Origin of the sequence: Methylobacterium sp. WL69 (assembly GCF_008039485.1) — a bacterium.
Lineage (GTDB): Bacteria > Pseudomonadota > Alphaproteobacteria > Rhizobiales > Beijerinckiaceae > Methylobacterium.
This window is the reverse complement of record NZ_VRUZ01000044.1, coordinates 1-13,801: the sequence shown is the minus strand read 5'-3', so window position 1 is coordinate 13,801 and position 13,801 is coordinate 1. Positions and strand designations below refer to the sequence as shown.

Sequence of the window (13,801 nt, the reverse complement as noted above, 5' to 3'; positions counted from 1 at the left end):
GATGCCTGCGCGGCGGCAACGCCCCAACGGCCCGTGGCCTGTGGCCGGCGTTTCGATTTTGCAAAAGGCCGGCAGGGCCTTACTGTGCGCGCCGCACTCCGGGTGCGGGCGTTTTTCGAGAGTTCCATGATCATTGCGCTGTTCGCGCTCGCCGTCCTGATGATCGTCGGCGGTATCGCCTCGGTCGTCCAGGGCTTTCCCTTCGTGCGCCTCGAGAGCGGCATGGCGATGACCGTCGCCGGCGCGACCACGGCGTCGGCCGGCGCCGTGGTCCTCGGCCTGGCGGCGGTGGCGAGCCACCTGCGCGGCCTCGGACGGCGCCTCGGCGCCCTGCGCCCGGAGGCGCCCGCGGCCGAGACCCGGACGGCGGCCCTCCCGCCGGGCGGGCCCGAGCAAGACCTGTTCGAGCCGGCCCCGGCCATCCCGCCCTCGACCATACCTGCGTCGACCATACTTGCGTCGACCATGCCCACCCTCGACGATCGGCAGATCCGTCAGCGGCCGAGCCTCGGCGGACCCGACCCGCGGGACTTCGGCCTCGGCGCCGTGGGCGCGGCGGCCGGGCTTGGTGGCGCCGCCCTCGGAGCCTCGGGCCCGGAGACCGGTGCCGCGCCCCACGCGGACCCCCTGGGCCGCGGGACGGAGCCGACCTTCGCTCTGCCGCCGGACCCGGATCTGCCGGCCCCGTCGCCGGAGGAGATCGAGCCGCCGCTGCCCGACCTGCTGCCGCCGGAGGACGAGCCCCGGACGGTCCCGGACGCGCATGCCGGGATGCTTTCGGCCGAGCCGCCCGAGCCCGCCGCGGTGGAGCCCGCCGCGGTGGAGCCCCCCGCGCCGGAGAACCAGCGCACCCTCGCGCTGTTCGACACCGACGCGCCGGGCGAGCCCGTCCGCCTGTATCCCACCCTCGACACGATGGCGGACCTCACCCCCGAGCCCCCGCCCGCCGTGGAGGAGAAGCCCGAGGTCGTCGGAACCTACGCGTCGGGGGGCAACACCTACGTGATGTACGCCAACGGCTCCATCGAGGCCGAGACGCCGCGCGGACGCTTCAGCTTCGAATCCCTCGACGAGCTGAAGGCCTTCGTCGAGGCCGGCGGCGAGAACGACGCCCGCGGCGCCGCCTGAGCCCGCCCGGCGCGCCGCTCAGGCCAGGGGGTTGAGCACGGTGTTGCGCGCCGGCAGCGGCGCCAGCATCCGCAGGCGAAACCCGTCCGGCGGATAGTCCATCGCCACCTCCGCCCGGACCTGCGCCGTCAGCACGCGCTGGAGCAGGCGCGAGCCGAAGCCCTGGCGCGTCGGTTCGCGCACGCTCGGACCGCCGCTCTCGACCCAGTCGAACCGCAGGGTCCCGGCCGGGCCGTCGGGCACGAGGCTCCAGACGATCGTCACGCGGCCGTCCGGGGTCGAGAGCGCGCCGTACTTGGCCGCGTTGGTGGTGAGTTCGTGGATCGCCATGCCGATGGGGACGGCGACCTCCGAGGCGAGGTCGACGGGCGGGCCCTCCAGGCGGATGCGGGCATCGTCGCCGGCCCCGTCCAGGGCGCCATCGGCGTAGGGCTTCAGCTCGTTGACCAGGAGGGTGCGCAGGGACGCCGTCTGCCAGGTATCCTCGGTCAGCACCGAATGGGTGTGCGCCAGGGACATGATCCGCCCGACGAACGCCTCGTAGAAGCTCTCGATGCTCGACGCCGTCCGGGCCGTGGAGCCGACGATGGCCTGCACCGTGGCAAGCGTGTTCTTCACCCGGTGATGCAGCTCGCGGATCAGCAGAGTCTGGCGTTCCTCGGCGCTGCGCCGCTCGGTGACGTCGGCGACGACGCCGATGAGCCGGCGCGGCAGCCGGTGGGCGGCGTCGTGCTCGAAGCGGCCGGCGAGGTCGATGATCCGCCAGGCCCCGTCGCTGCGGCGGCGGATGCGGCCCGTGGCGTTGAGCACGGCGTCGCCCCGCAGGGCATTCAGGATCGCCGAGCGGAAGGCGGCGCGGTCGTCGGGGTGGAGGATCTGCTCCAGGAACTCGCGCTTGCCCACCGCCCCATCCGCAACGCTCCGCCCGAAGATGGCGAACATGCGCTCGTTCTCCCAGACCGCCTGGTCGTCGAGCATGTGCCACTCGAAGATGCCCAACGCCGCGAGCGAGGTGGCGATGCGCAGGCGCTGCTCGCCCGCGCGCAGGGCCGTCCGCGCCGCGACCTGGGCGGTGATGTCCTGGACCACCCCGACGATGCCGGCGGGCACGCCGGCGTCGCCCCGGCTCGCCTCGCCCCGCAGGCTGAGGGCGATTTCGCTGCCGTCATCGGCCCGGCGCAGGCGGCATTCGAAGGCGAACCGCCCGCCCTCCGCGAGGGCAGTCCGGACATGGGCCTCGACGCGCGCGCCCTCGTCCGGGTCCAGGCGGGCGCGCAGGACCGGCCAGGGCAGTGCGACGCCCGGCCGGTCGCCGAGGATATGGGCCGCGCGCCGCGACAGGGAGACGAGGCGCGTCTCCGCCTCGAAGCGCCATTCGCCGACCCCGGCGGCGGTGAGGGCGGCCTGGTTCTCGACGGCCGACACGAGATCGTCCGTCCCGGCCGCATCGATGACGAGGACCTGGGTCCCGTCCATCGGCGAAGAGGGCCGGACGCGGACGGGGAGGATGTCCCCGTCGGCGCCGCGCCAGCGGCGCAGGCCGGCCGGCACCGGGACGGTCGCCTCTCCGAGGGCCGCGAGCGCCACGCCCGTCAGCCCCCCGGCGGGATAGCGCAGCAGGGTACACAGGTGGGGGTTGGCCGCACGGATGCGCCCGTCCCCCAGGTCCAGAGTGAGGAGGCCGATCCCCGCCGCCGCGAAAGCCGTGTCGGAGTCTTCGCGCGAGGGAGGCGAGGCCGGCGCCACCCCGTTCTGATCCGCCGCGTCGATCACTCCGCAACCCCGCTCAACGGCAGCGTACCGCGGACGGGCGAAAACTGTTCCGATTTCGCGGAAAGCTTCGTCGATCCCGGGCATCGCTGCGCCGAGCGCATGCAAAGCTTTCGCACGACGGAAGGCAAGAGGGGTTGTTGCGCCGAAACGCGCGTCCCACAGGGACGGGCGCGCCTCAGTCGACCGCGACCCGCCGGAATTCGAGATAGGTCGGGGCGCGGCCGGCGATCAGGGCCTTGGCCTCGTAGCGCGTGCCCGGCCAGTCCGGCCAGGCCCGGCGCCAGTCGTCGGCGGACGCGGCGGTCCAGTCGAGGCCGGGGCAACGGGCGGCCCGCACCAGGGTCCAGCCGGCATAGTCGTCGATGTCGCTGGCGAAACGGAACACGCCGCCGGGCTTCAGGACGCGGGCGATCTCGCGCAGGGCCTCGTCCGAGACGAAGCGGCGCTTGCGCTGGCGGCGCTTGGGCCACGGATCCGGGTAGAGCAGGTAGACCCGCGACAGGGCGCCGTCGGGAATCGCGGCGAGGAGCGCCGTGGCGTCCTCGTCCCAGACCCGGACGTTTTTGAGGTCGCCGTCATCCACTTCCCGCAGCAGCTTGGCGACGCCGTTGACGAAGGGCTCGGCGCCGATGATGCCGACGCGTGGATGGGCCTTGGCCTGCGCGGCCAGATGCTCGCCGCCGCCGAAGCCGATCTCGAGCCAGACTTCGTCCACGGGAACCGGGAACAGGCCGGCGGGATCGAGCCGCGCGCCCTCGGGCGGCAGGGCCACCCGCAGGCTCGGCAGGAGCTCGGCGATGCGCTGCTCCTGCACCGCCCGCAGGCGCTTGCCCTTGCGCCGCCCGAAGAAGGCGCGGTCGGCGCCCTCCGCGACGTCCCCGCCCGGGAGGGGCGGGAGTTCATCCCGCCCCATGGTCATGGGATCAGGACAGGGCCGACTTGAGGCTGTCGGCGAGATCGACCCGCTCCCACGAGAAGCCGCCATCGGCCTCGGGCGCCCGTCCGAAATGGCCGTAGGCGGAGGTGCGGGCGTAGATCGGCTTGTTGAGGCCGAGCTTCGTCCGGATGCCGCGGGGCGACAGGTCGAAGGCGTTCATGAGAACGTCCTCCAGCTTCGCCTCGTCCACCTGCCCGGTGCCGTGGAGGTCGACGTAGATCGACAGGGGCTTGGCCACGCCGATGGCGTAGGCGAGCTGGATGGTGGCCCGCGTCGCAAGGCCGGCCGCCACCACGTTCTTGGCGAGGTAGCGCGCGGCGTAGGCGGCCGAGCGATCCACCTTCGTCGGGTCCTTGCCCGAGAACGCGCCGCCGCCGTGGGGGGCGGCGCCGCCGTAGGTGTCGACGATGATCTTGCGGCCCGTGAGGCCGGCGTCGCCGTCCGGACCGCCGATGACGAACTTGCCCGTGGGGTTCACGTGCCAGACGGTCTCCTCGGAGACCCAATCCTTCGGCAGGGCGGCGAGGATGTAGGGCTCGACGATGGCGCGCACGTCGGCCGAATCGAGGGTCTCGTCCACGTGCTGGGTCGAGAGCACGATCTGGGTCACGCCGACGGGACGGCCGTTCTCGTAGCGGACGGTGACCTGGCTCTTGGCGTCGGGGCCGAGCTTGGCGGCGTCACCCTGCCGGCCCTTGCGGGCGTCGGCGAGGTCCTTGAGGATCTTGTGGGCGTAGTAGATCGGCGCCGGCATCAGCTCGGGCGTCTCGTCGGACGCGTAGCCGAACATGATGCCCTGGTCGCCAGCCCCCTCGTCCTTGTTGCCGGACGAATCGACGCCCTGGGCGATGTCGGCCGACTGGGCGTGGAGGTGGATGGCGATGTCGTTGTTCTTCCAGTGGAAGCCCGACTGCTCGTAGCCGATGTCGCGCACCGCCTCGCGGGTGAGCTCGGTAAGGTGCTCGAAGGTCACGGAATCCGGACCGCGGACCTCGCCGGCGATGACGATGCGGTTGGTGGTGGCCAGGGTCTCGACGCCGAGACGCGCTTCCGGCATCGCCGCGATGTAGGCATCCACCACCGTATCGGAGATGCGGTCGCAGACCTTGTCCGGATGACCTTCCGAGACGGATTCGCTCGTGAACAGGTAGTTGGAACGTGCCATGGGACAGGAACACCCGGTTTTCGGGTGCGCCTCATACGATGCGTCTGCCCCGGCCTACGGAAGGTCGGGGTTCTTGCACCGGCAACCGGGACGGTCAAGCCGAAAAACCGGACGCGTTCGATAAAAAGAACGAAACGTCCGACGCTCAGCGCTTGAGCTTGGCGTCCAGGGCCTGGATCGCGGCGGACAGCTCGCGGCGGCGTTCCTCGGAGAAATGCTCGTGGACGTGGCGGGCGACCACGTCCACGAGCCCCTGCCAGCTGTCGCCGGCGACGTAGGGCTGCTGGGGTGCCTCGTGGAACCCCGGGACGACGTCTTCGTCCGTGTGGGCGAGATCCTCGAAGAAGTAGGTGAGGGGCACGCCGATCATCCGGCTGAAGCTCTCGAGGTGGAGCGCGCTGATCCGGTTGGTGCCCTTCTCGTATTTCTGGAGCTGGGCGGCGGACATGCCGAAGCGCTCGGCCACGCGCTTCTGAGTCAGCGACGCCTTCTTGCGCTGCTCGGCGATGCGCCGGCCCACATGCACGTCGCGCGCGTCGGTCTTCTGGCCTGCCATCCTGCCCGTTCCGTGCCCCCGGCCTCCCGCCGGAGGAGAGGCTGGGCCATCCCCCGTGAAGACCGGGTTAAGGCCGCGCGCTTCCGCAACGTCCGCGGCACGGGCATCCGTGAATGGTGGCGTCCCCGGCAGGGCTCGAACCTGCGACCCCAGGTTTCATACCACTTCGGCTTCCGCCGCCGCGCCCTCGCGGACGCGTTCGTGGCCTGGACTATCCCTTCACCATGGGCCCCCGAAGGGGCCGTTAGGTGCCGCCCGTCTAGTCTCTACACCTTCCCGCCGCCCGTTGCGGGGCGGGGCGGGCTTGGCTCGGGATCGGCGGGGCCTGCAAGCGGGCAGACCCTCGGGCTTTCCCCGAATTTGAGCGGATCCGCCGCGCGGTTTCCCCTCGCGGCGCCCAATTGTGTCTAGGAAACCTGTGCTCTGTCCAGCTGAGCTACGGAGACTCACCGGCGTCTTCGTAGCACCAACGCCGGGGCCAAGCCAACCATGCCGACGGCACCGTGTTGCGAGCCTGCCTCAGGGCGCCCGAAACGCCCGCCGCGGCCCGCACCGCGCTTGTCCTCAGGAGGGAGCCGACCACAATACCCGCTCGGGCCGCGGGGGAGCGTTCCATCATGGCGGATCGCAGGACCAGGACGAAGCGCGGGGCTGATCGGCGCCGTGCCCTCGGCGCGCCCGTCGTGGCAATCCTCGCCGCCGGATTCGGCGCGGGGTCGCCGGCCGGGGCCGTCGCGCCCGAATGCCGGACTACGCCCGTGCCCGCCGCCATCCTCACCTCCGTCGACGCACGGGGCGAACTCGCCTTCGCCTCCGGTACGCGCGGCGTCCTCGACGGCCTGCGCTGGCCGGAGGCGCCGGACCGGGCGGAGGCGGCGCGGAGCTGGCTGCTCGCCCAGGCGGGCACGCCCCTCGCCCTCGTTGCCCGGGGCGAGACCGACCGCTGGGGCCGGGTCCACCTCGACGCCACGGGGGCGGACGGCACCGTCGACCTCGCCGGGGGCCTCGTCGAAGCCGGGCTCGCCGCCGTCGACGCGGGCGAGCGCGACAGCCTGTGCCGGCCGGCCCTCCTGGCCGTGGAGGCGGGTGCGCGCCGGGCCGGGCGCGGCCTGTGGGCCGAGGCGGATCAGGACGCCCGGGACGGCGCCGCCCTGCGCACCCGCCTCGGCCGCTTCGTCGTCGTCAGCGGCCGTGTCCTCCGGGTCGGGGAGCGGGCGCGGCGGACCTATCTCGACTTCGCCGGGCGCGGGGCGGACGGGCTCACCGTAACCGTGTCGAAACGCACTTGGCGCCAGTTGCAGGAACGTGGTTTGAGTGCGGCTTCCCTGCGCGGGCGACTCGTCCGGGTCCGGGGCGTCGTCGAGGTCTGGCGCAGCCCGATCCTCGATGTCGCGAGCGCGGACATGATCGAAATCCTGGACGCGGCGCAGGGGCGCTGATGGGTATGTTGGGGACCATGGCGCGGGGGTCGAGCACACGGGGCGGATCGGCGAGGCATCCCGCAGGGGGCGCCCCCGTGGGGAATCGCGCCCACGCGGCCGCGGGCCTGCTTCTCCTGTCGGCCCTGCTCTCGGGCTGCATCGGCGACCAGACCGGCACGACCCTCCAGCCGGCCGTCGTCCGGGTGCCGCCGGAGGCGCCGCGGGTCACCGGCCGCGAGCGCAGCGCGACGGATGCCGACCACGCCAAGCTGGTGGCGTCCTTCGGCGGCGAGTACCGCGCCCCCGCCGCCCTGAAACTCCTCACCGAGGTCACCGACCGCCTCGTGCGCGCCACGGACCGGCCGGAGGAGACCTACGCGGTCACCCTCCTCGATTCACCGGTGATCAACGCCTTCGCGCTGCCGAGCGGCCGCCTCTACGTCACCCGGGGCCTGCTGGCGCTGGCGAGCGACACCTCCGAGATCGCCGCCGTCCTGTCCCACGAGATCGCCCACGTCACCCTGCGGCACGCCACGGCCCGGACCGAACTGGCGCTCCGCTCGCAGCTCGTGAGCAAGGTGGTGGCCGACGTCCTCAACGATCCGGTGACGGGCGCCCAGCTCCAGAGCCAGTCGAAGTTCGCCCTGGCGCGGTTCTCCCGCGATCAGGAGCTTGAGGCCGACGGCGTCGGGGTGAAGACCCTGGCGCGGGCCGGCTACGACCCGTTCGGCGCCGGGCGCTTCCTGCGCTCGCTAAGCCGCACTACGGGCATGAAGACCGGGACGGGCCAGGCCGGCGAGCCCGACATGCTCGCGACCCATCCGGGCACGCAGGAGCGCATCACCCTCGTCACCCGGGCCGCCCGCCTCATGGGCGCGCCGGGCCTCGGGGTCGACGAGCGCGCACGCTACCTCGCGGCCGTGGACGGCATCGCCTACGGCGACAATCCTGGCGACGGCCTCGTGCGCGGCCGCCGCTTCCTCCATCCCGGCCTCGGCATCGCCTTCGAGGTGCCCGACGGGTTCACCATCGAGAACACCCGCAACGCGGTCCTGGGCACCACCCCCGAGGGCAGCCGCCGCCTGCTGTTCGATCAGGTCGAGAACCCGGCCGGACAGGGCCTCGAAGAGGTGCTGAAGGCGACCTGGAACGACGCCGTCGAGGCGGGATCGACGGAGTCCCGGACCATCGGCGGCAATGCCGCCGTCACCGCCCTGTCGCGCGGCAAGGACTGGACCTTCCGCCTCGCCGCCATCCGCATGGGCGACACCACCTTCCGGATGATCATGGCCGCCAAGGGGGCGACGGACCCCGACGCCGCCTTCCGGCGCTGGACCGAAAGCCTCGCGGCCGTGGGCGCAGCCGAGACGCAGTCCCTGCGCCCCCTGCGCCTGCAGGTGGTGACGGCCACCGCCGCCGATACGGTGGAGGGGTTTGCCCACCGCATGCTGGTCCCCGACCGGGCCGCCGACCGCTTCCTCGTCCTCAACGGCCTCGAACGCGGCGCGGCCCTGCGGGCGGGCCAGGGCTACAAGGTCGTGGTCGAGTAGGGCTCGGGGTACCCGGACGCCCGTCCCGAGCCGCGCGAAAACGCCGATCGCATGTCGATCCGGTTTCGCCGGCAACGAAAACGCGCCATCGTGCGCGCTTGATTCCCGTGATGTGCGTCGCGCTCTTCCCGCCCGATCCTGAGACCGTGCCATGTTCGATGCCCTCGGGAGCTTCCTCGACCGAAGCGATCTCTCGCCCCACGGCATCTGCCTGCTGTGGCGGCCGGAGCTGATCTGGACCCACGTCGTCTCCGACTTCGTCATCGGGCTCGCCTATTTCACCATCCCGGTGGCGCTCGGGGTGTTCGTCACCAAGCGCCGGGACGTCGCCTTCGGCTGGATGGCCTGGGCCTTCGCCGGCTTCATCCTCGCCTGCGGCACCACGCATTTCTTCGCGATCTGGACCCTGTGGGTGCCGGACTACGCCGCCGAGGCCCTGGTCAAGGCGTTCACGGCGGTGATTTCCCTCGTCACCGGCATCCTGCTCTGGGTGCTGCTGCCGCGCGCCCTGGCCCTGCCCTCCCCCGAGACCCTGCGGCGCGCCAACGCCGAACTCGTCGCCCGCGTCCGGGAGCGCGATGCCGCCCTCGAAGCCCTGCGGACGGCCATCGCCGAACGCGAGCGCGCCGAGGCGATGCTGCGCCAGACCCAGAAGATGGAGGCCATCGGCGCCCTGACGGGCGGGGTCGCCCACGATTTCAACAACTTGCTCGGGGTCGTCATCGCCAACCTCGACCGCCTCGGGCGCATGCCCCTCGAGGGCGCCGCCGAGCGGGCCCGCGGCAACGCCCTCAAGGGCGCGGAGCGGGCGGCAGCCCTCGTGCAAAAGATGCTCGCCTTCGCCCGGCGCCAGCCCCTGCAGCCGACCCGCTTCGACGTCAACGGCCTCATCGGCGACCTGTCCGAACTCCTGCGCGGCGCCCTCAACGCCGTCGAGCCGCCGGCGATGGATCTCGCCCCCGACCTCTGGCCCGTGCGCGTCGATGCCAACCAGCTGGAAAACGTGCTCCTCAACCTCGCGGTCAATGCCCGCGACGCCATGCCGGAGGGCGGACGGGCGACGATCCGCACCCGCAACGTCCCGGCGGCCGAAGCCGCGCGCCAGCCCGGATTGCCGGCCGTCGACCACATCCGCATCAGCGTCACGGACGGGGGCTGCGGCATGAGCCCGGAGGTCGCCGCGCGCGCCTTCGAGCCGTTCTTCACCACCAAGGCCGTGGGCGAGGGCACCGGCCTCGGGCTCAGCCAGGCCTTCGGCTTCGCCAAGCAGTCGGGCGGCCACATCGTCCTCGACAGCCGCCCCGGTGACGGCACCACCGTGACGGTCTACCTCCCCCGGGACCGCGACGCGGCGGCGGCCCAGCCGGTCGCCGGCACGGCCGAGGGCCGTCCGCTCCTGCCGCCGATCCTGACGCCCCCCCGCTTCGCCTGACCGGAGCCGCGCCCCACGATGACCGACACCGCCACACCCCGCGTCCTCATGGTCGAGGACGAGCCCATGCTCCTCGAGGTGGTCGCGGCCGAACTCGAGGATGCGGGTTTCGACGTCGCCCAGGCGACGACGGCCGAGATCGCCCTCGACCTGCTGGAGAGCGGCGCGCCCGTCGACATCCTGTTCACGGATATCCGCCTGCCCGGCGCCATGGACGGCTGGCAGCTCGCCGAGGCCGCGCGGCGCCTACGCCCGGGCCTGCCGATCATCTACGCCACGGGCTTCACCCAGACGCCGCCGCGCCTGGCGGAGGGCAGCGTGTTCTTCACCAAGCCCTACCGGGCCCACGCGATCATCAAGGCGATCCGGACCCTGGGCGGCACCGGACCCTAGACCGCCTGGACCTCCGGTCGGTGGAGGCCGCCGCCCTCAGGCGGCGGCCAGCGACAGGGACATGGATTCCTTCTTCATCAGCTCGCGGTAGAAGCCGTCGAGGTGGGTCAGCTTGTCCGGCGACCCGTCCTGGATGATGCGGCCGCCCTGCAGCACCACGATCCGGTCGAAATCCTTCAGGGTCGAGAGCCGGTGGGCGATGGCGATGACCGTGCGGCCCTGCATGAGGTTGGCAAGCGCGTGGCGGATCGCCTCCTCGGACTCGGCGTCGAGGGCCGAGGTCGCCTCGTCGAGGAGCAGGATCGGAGAATCCTTGAGGATGGCCCGCGCGATGGCGATGCGCTGGCGCTGGCCGCCCGAGAGCTTCACGCCGCGGTCGCCCACGATGGTGTCAAAACCCTCCGGCAGCGCCTCGATGAAGTCGGTGCAATGCGCCGCGGCGGCGGCCTTCCACACATCCTCGTCGGAGGCGTCGGGACGGCCGTAGCGGATGTTCTCCCTGAGCGTCCGGTGGAACATCGACACGTCCTGGGGCACCACCGTGATGGCCTCGCGCAGGGAATCCTGCGTCACCCGGTGGATGTCCTGCCCGTTGATGAGGATGCGCCCGCCCTGGGCGTCGTAGAAGCGCTGGATCAGGGAGAACAGGGTCGACTTGCCGCCGCCCGACTTGCCCACGAGCCCGACGCGCTGGCCCGGCTGGATGGCGAGGTCGAAATCCGTGAAGACGGCGCGCCCGTCCGGATAGGCGAAGGCGACGTGGTCGAAGGTGATCTCGGCGCCCGTGCCCGAGAGCGGCACGGCCTCGGGGTGGTCGGTGAGGTCGTGGGGCTGCAGCAGGGTGTGCAGGGCCTCCGACAGGCGGGCGGTGTGCTGGGTCGCGTCCACCAGGGCGACGGCGAGGTCGCGGGTGGCGGCCAGGATGCGGATGCCGAGGGTGCAGACGAGGACCACCTGCCCGTTCGAGGCCGCGCCCGCTTCCCAAAGGGTGATGGCCCAGTACAGCAGGCCGAGGACGGCGAGCACGGTCAGGATCGCATGAACGATGCGCAGCTTCTCGAGGTAGAGCAGCGACGAGCGGCGCGAGCGCATCTCGACGCCGATGGTGCCGTCGAAGCGGCTGTACTCGCGCTTGAACGCCGAGAAGGCACGCACCAGCGGCATGTTGCCGACGAGATCGACCATCTCGCCGTCGACGCTCGCGGCCTTGGCGGCGAAGTCGTGGTGGAGCGGCTTGCCGGCGGCCGCCATCTTGAACATCAGGACCACGACCGCGGCGAAGATGCCGGCGAGGACGAGGGCCATCGTGAGGCTGACGGTGCCGATGTAGAGGATCGACAGGAAGGCGGCGACGCAGGGCGGCATCACGTTGAACACGAACATGTTCTCGACCGTGAAGATCGCGTTCGAGGTCGCGGTGATGCGCGAGGCCAGGGTGCCGGGCTGGCGGTCGGCGAAGAACGACGGCGAGTGCCCGGTCATGTGCCGGAACAGGTCGCGGCGGATGTCGCCGGTGACGCCCACGAAGGTGAACGAGCCGGTCAGGCTCGCCACCCGCCAGAGCATGTTGTCGGCGGCGATGAAGCCGACGAGGAGGGCGAGCGCCCCCCAGATCAGGCCGGCCTCAGGCCCCTTGCTCAGGGCGTCGACGACGCCCTTCAGGGCGTAATCCGTGCTGACCGAGAAGGCGACCGCCCCGAGGACGGCGCACAGGATGACGAGGTGCGGCAGCGCCCGGCGGCGCAGGTACCGCGCGACGAAGGCGAACGGCCTGTTGGCATAGACGCACAGGTCTTCCATCGCGGTGACAATCCCGTTTCCCAGGAGACCTTGCGGACCCTGTCCCTCGAACGAAGCCCGCGCGCGGTGCGCGCGAAACTTTGTGCCCCCAAGGTTCGCAACGCGAAGCTCGCGCGGGCGTTGCAGGCTCACGTACAGCTTCGTCCGTTCTAGGGAAGAAACCTGAACGTCGCTTGAGCGGCAAGCGAATTCGATGCCGCCCCGTCCCGCGCCGGAGGGTCATGCACCGGCGGAGCGCCGGGTCTCCGGCATGATCAGGGCGATCATCACGAACCCGGCAAAGCCGACCACGGCGAGGCCGAGGAAGGCCGAATGGCTGCCGAGGCGATCGGCCATGATGCCGGCCAGCGACGTCGAGAGGGCCGCTCCGATGCCCATGGCGGTGCCGACGGCGCCAAGCGCGATGTTGAAGCGCCCGGTGCCCCGGGTCACGTCGGAGACCACCAGGGGCACCATCACGCCGAACACCGCCGCCGAGATGCCGTCGAACACCTGGATCGCCACGAGGAGTTCGGGGCTGCTGGTATAGGCGAACAGCAGGCCCCGGATCGGCAGGGCGGCGAAGCCGATGAGCAGGAGGGGCCGGCGGCCCCAGCGCTCGGCGGCGCGTCCGACGGCCGGCCCCGAGATGGCGAGCACGACCTGGGGCACGACGATGCAGGCGGCGATGAGGGCGGTGGCGGTCTCGCTGGCGCGCAGGGTCAGCATGCTGCCCACCAGGGGCAGCATCGCCGCGTTGGCGAGGAAGAACAGCATCATGCAGGCGCCGAAGCACATGAGCGCCCGGTTGGTGAGGAGCGCGCGCACGGCCCCCTCCCGCCGGGGCTCGGCGGCGCCGGCGACCGGCGGCTTCGCCACGGTCACGGGCCCGATCTCGTCGGCGCGGATGAACGACAGGGCCACCAGGGTCGGGATCATCAGGAACCCGGTGAGGTAGAACACCGCGTCGTTGGAGAGGTAGTAGCCGCAGGCGCCCATGCCGGCGGCCGCCACGGCGTTGCCCAGCGCCGAGAAGCTGGCGTTGCGCCCGAGGCGCTCGCCGGCGCGGGCATGGCCGACGAGGCCGATGCTGATGGCGGCGATGGCCGGGGTCAGGATGCAGCTCGCCGCCGAGTGGGCCGCCATGGCGAGGAGCACGATGAGGAAGTTCGGCCACAGGGCCAGCGCGAAGGCGCTGAGGGCGATGGCCACCACGGAGAAGCCGGCGGCGAAGCGGAGCGACCGCATGGCGTCGACGAAGGCGCCGCCCGGCACCTGCCCGAGCAGGCTGACGAGGCTGCCGATGGTCAGCGCGAAGCCGATATCCGACTGGGTCCACTTCGCCTGGGTGAAGTAGACCGCCAGGAACGGCCCGAACCCGGTCTGGAGGTTGGCGACGAAGAACGCGAAGCCGTCGAGGCCCCGGCTGCTGGTGCGCGAGATCGCCTTCATGTCGGCGGGACCCTCCGCGGCATCGGCCAGGGCCTCGCGCCGGGGCATGGGGCGCGGCCGGAATTCGGACCGGGCGACCTCCCTCGGCTTGAGGGGGCGGCGGTCCTTCGGGAGGGGAACCGTCATTTCTCCGGCGTTCTCCCGGCCGGCTTTTCGGGGGGCTTCTCGGCGGCCGGGACGGCGGGTGCGGTGGGCGCCACGACGGCGGGCGGGGC

Annotated in this window: 11 protein-coding genes; 5 read left to right on the top strand and 6 right to left on the bottom strand. The window is 72.0% G+C overall.

What is annotated here, in order from left to right; genetic code table 11:
- The first annotated feature begins 126 nt into the window (after positions 1–126).
- The gene (locus tag FV218_RS13330) at positions 127–1,128 is read left to right on the top strand and encodes a hypothetical protein (RefSeq protein WP_147710093.1); all 1,002 of its coding nucleotides are present in this window, start codon (positions 127–129) and stop codon (positions 1,126–1,128) included.
- Between the two features lie 18 nt (positions 1,129–1,146).
- Here FV218_RS13330 and FV218_RS13325 read toward each other — a convergent pair whose 3' ends face one another.
- From FV218_RS13325 to FV218_RS13310, 4 genes are all read right to left on the bottom strand, one after another.
- Complete coding sequence (locus FV218_RS13325) at positions 1,147–2,901, bottom strand: HWE histidine kinase domain-containing protein (RefSeq protein WP_147710092.1); 1,755 nt, start codon at positions 2,899–2,901, stop codon at positions 1,147–1,149.
- 175 nt (positions 2,902–3,076) lie between these two features.
- Positions 3,077–3,814, bottom strand: a complete 738-nt coding sequence (gene trmB / locus FV218_RS13320; protein WP_246685114.1) for a tRNA (guanosine(46)-N7)-methyltransferase TrmB — start codon at positions 3,812–3,814, stop codon at positions 3,077–3,079.
- 10 nt (positions 3,815–3,824) lie between these two features.
- Entirely contained in the window at positions 3,825–5,003 is a 1,179-nt protein-coding gene (gene metK, locus FV218_RS13315; protein ID WP_147710090.1) for a methionine adenosyltransferase, read from the bottom strand.
- A gap of 145 nt (positions 5,004–5,148) precedes the next feature.
- Positions 5,149–5,559 carry a helix-turn-helix transcriptional regulator gene (locus tag FV218_RS13310; RefSeq protein ID WP_147710089.1) on the bottom strand — a complete coding sequence of 137 codons (411 nt, stop codon included), beginning with the start codon at positions 5,557–5,559 and terminating at the stop codon, positions 5,149–5,151.
- A gap of 617 nt (positions 5,560–6,176) precedes the next feature.
- On the opposite strand from FV218_RS13310, the gene FV218_RS13305 reads away from it, so the two are divergent.
- The 4 genes from FV218_RS13305 to FV218_RS13290 all read left to right on the top strand — a co-directional run bounded on the left by FV218_RS13305 (position 6,177) and on the right by FV218_RS13290 (position 10,355).
- Complete coding sequence (locus FV218_RS13305; RefSeq protein WP_147710088.1) at positions 6,177–6,998, top strand: DNA-binding protein; 822 nt, start codon at positions 6,177–6,179, stop codon at positions 6,996–6,998.
- Positions 6,999–7,075: 77 nt separating this feature from the next.
- Positions 7,076–8,530 carry a M48 family metalloprotease gene (locus FV218_RS13300; protein ID WP_246685113.1) on the top strand — a complete coding sequence of 485 codons (1,455 nt, stop codon included), beginning with the start codon at positions 7,076–7,078 and terminating at the stop codon, positions 8,528–8,530.
- 151 nt (positions 8,531–8,681) lie between these two features.
- Positions 8,682–9,962, top strand: a complete 1,281-nt coding sequence (locus FV218_RS13295; RefSeq protein WP_056088345.1) for an ATP-binding protein — start codon at positions 8,682–8,684, stop codon at positions 9,960–9,962.
- Between the two features lie 18 nt (positions 9,963–9,980).
- Positions 9,981–10,355 (top strand): response regulator, encoded by a 375-nt coding sequence (locus tag FV218_RS13290; protein WP_147710086.1) that lies wholly within the window; start codon positions 9,981–9,983, stop codon positions 10,353–10,355.
- A 36-nt stretch (positions 10,356–10,391) separates the two neighbouring features.
- Here the strand turns inward: FV218_RS13290 and FV218_RS13285 are convergent, their stop codons facing one another.
- Together FV218_RS13285 and FV218_RS13280 are read right to left on the bottom strand one after the other, a co-directional pair.
- Positions 10,392–12,155, bottom strand: coding sequence for an ABC transporter ATP-binding protein (locus tag FV218_RS13285; protein ID WP_056088352.1), 1,764 nt, complete (start codon positions 12,153–12,155; stop codon positions 10,392–10,394).
- A 219-nt stretch (positions 12,156–12,374) separates the two neighbouring features.
- Positions 12,375–13,712, bottom strand: coding sequence for an MFS transporter (locus FV218_RS13280; RefSeq protein ID WP_056088355.1), 1,338 nt, complete (start codon positions 13,710–13,712; stop codon positions 12,375–12,377).
- Positions 13,713–13,801 lie beyond the last annotated feature (89 nt).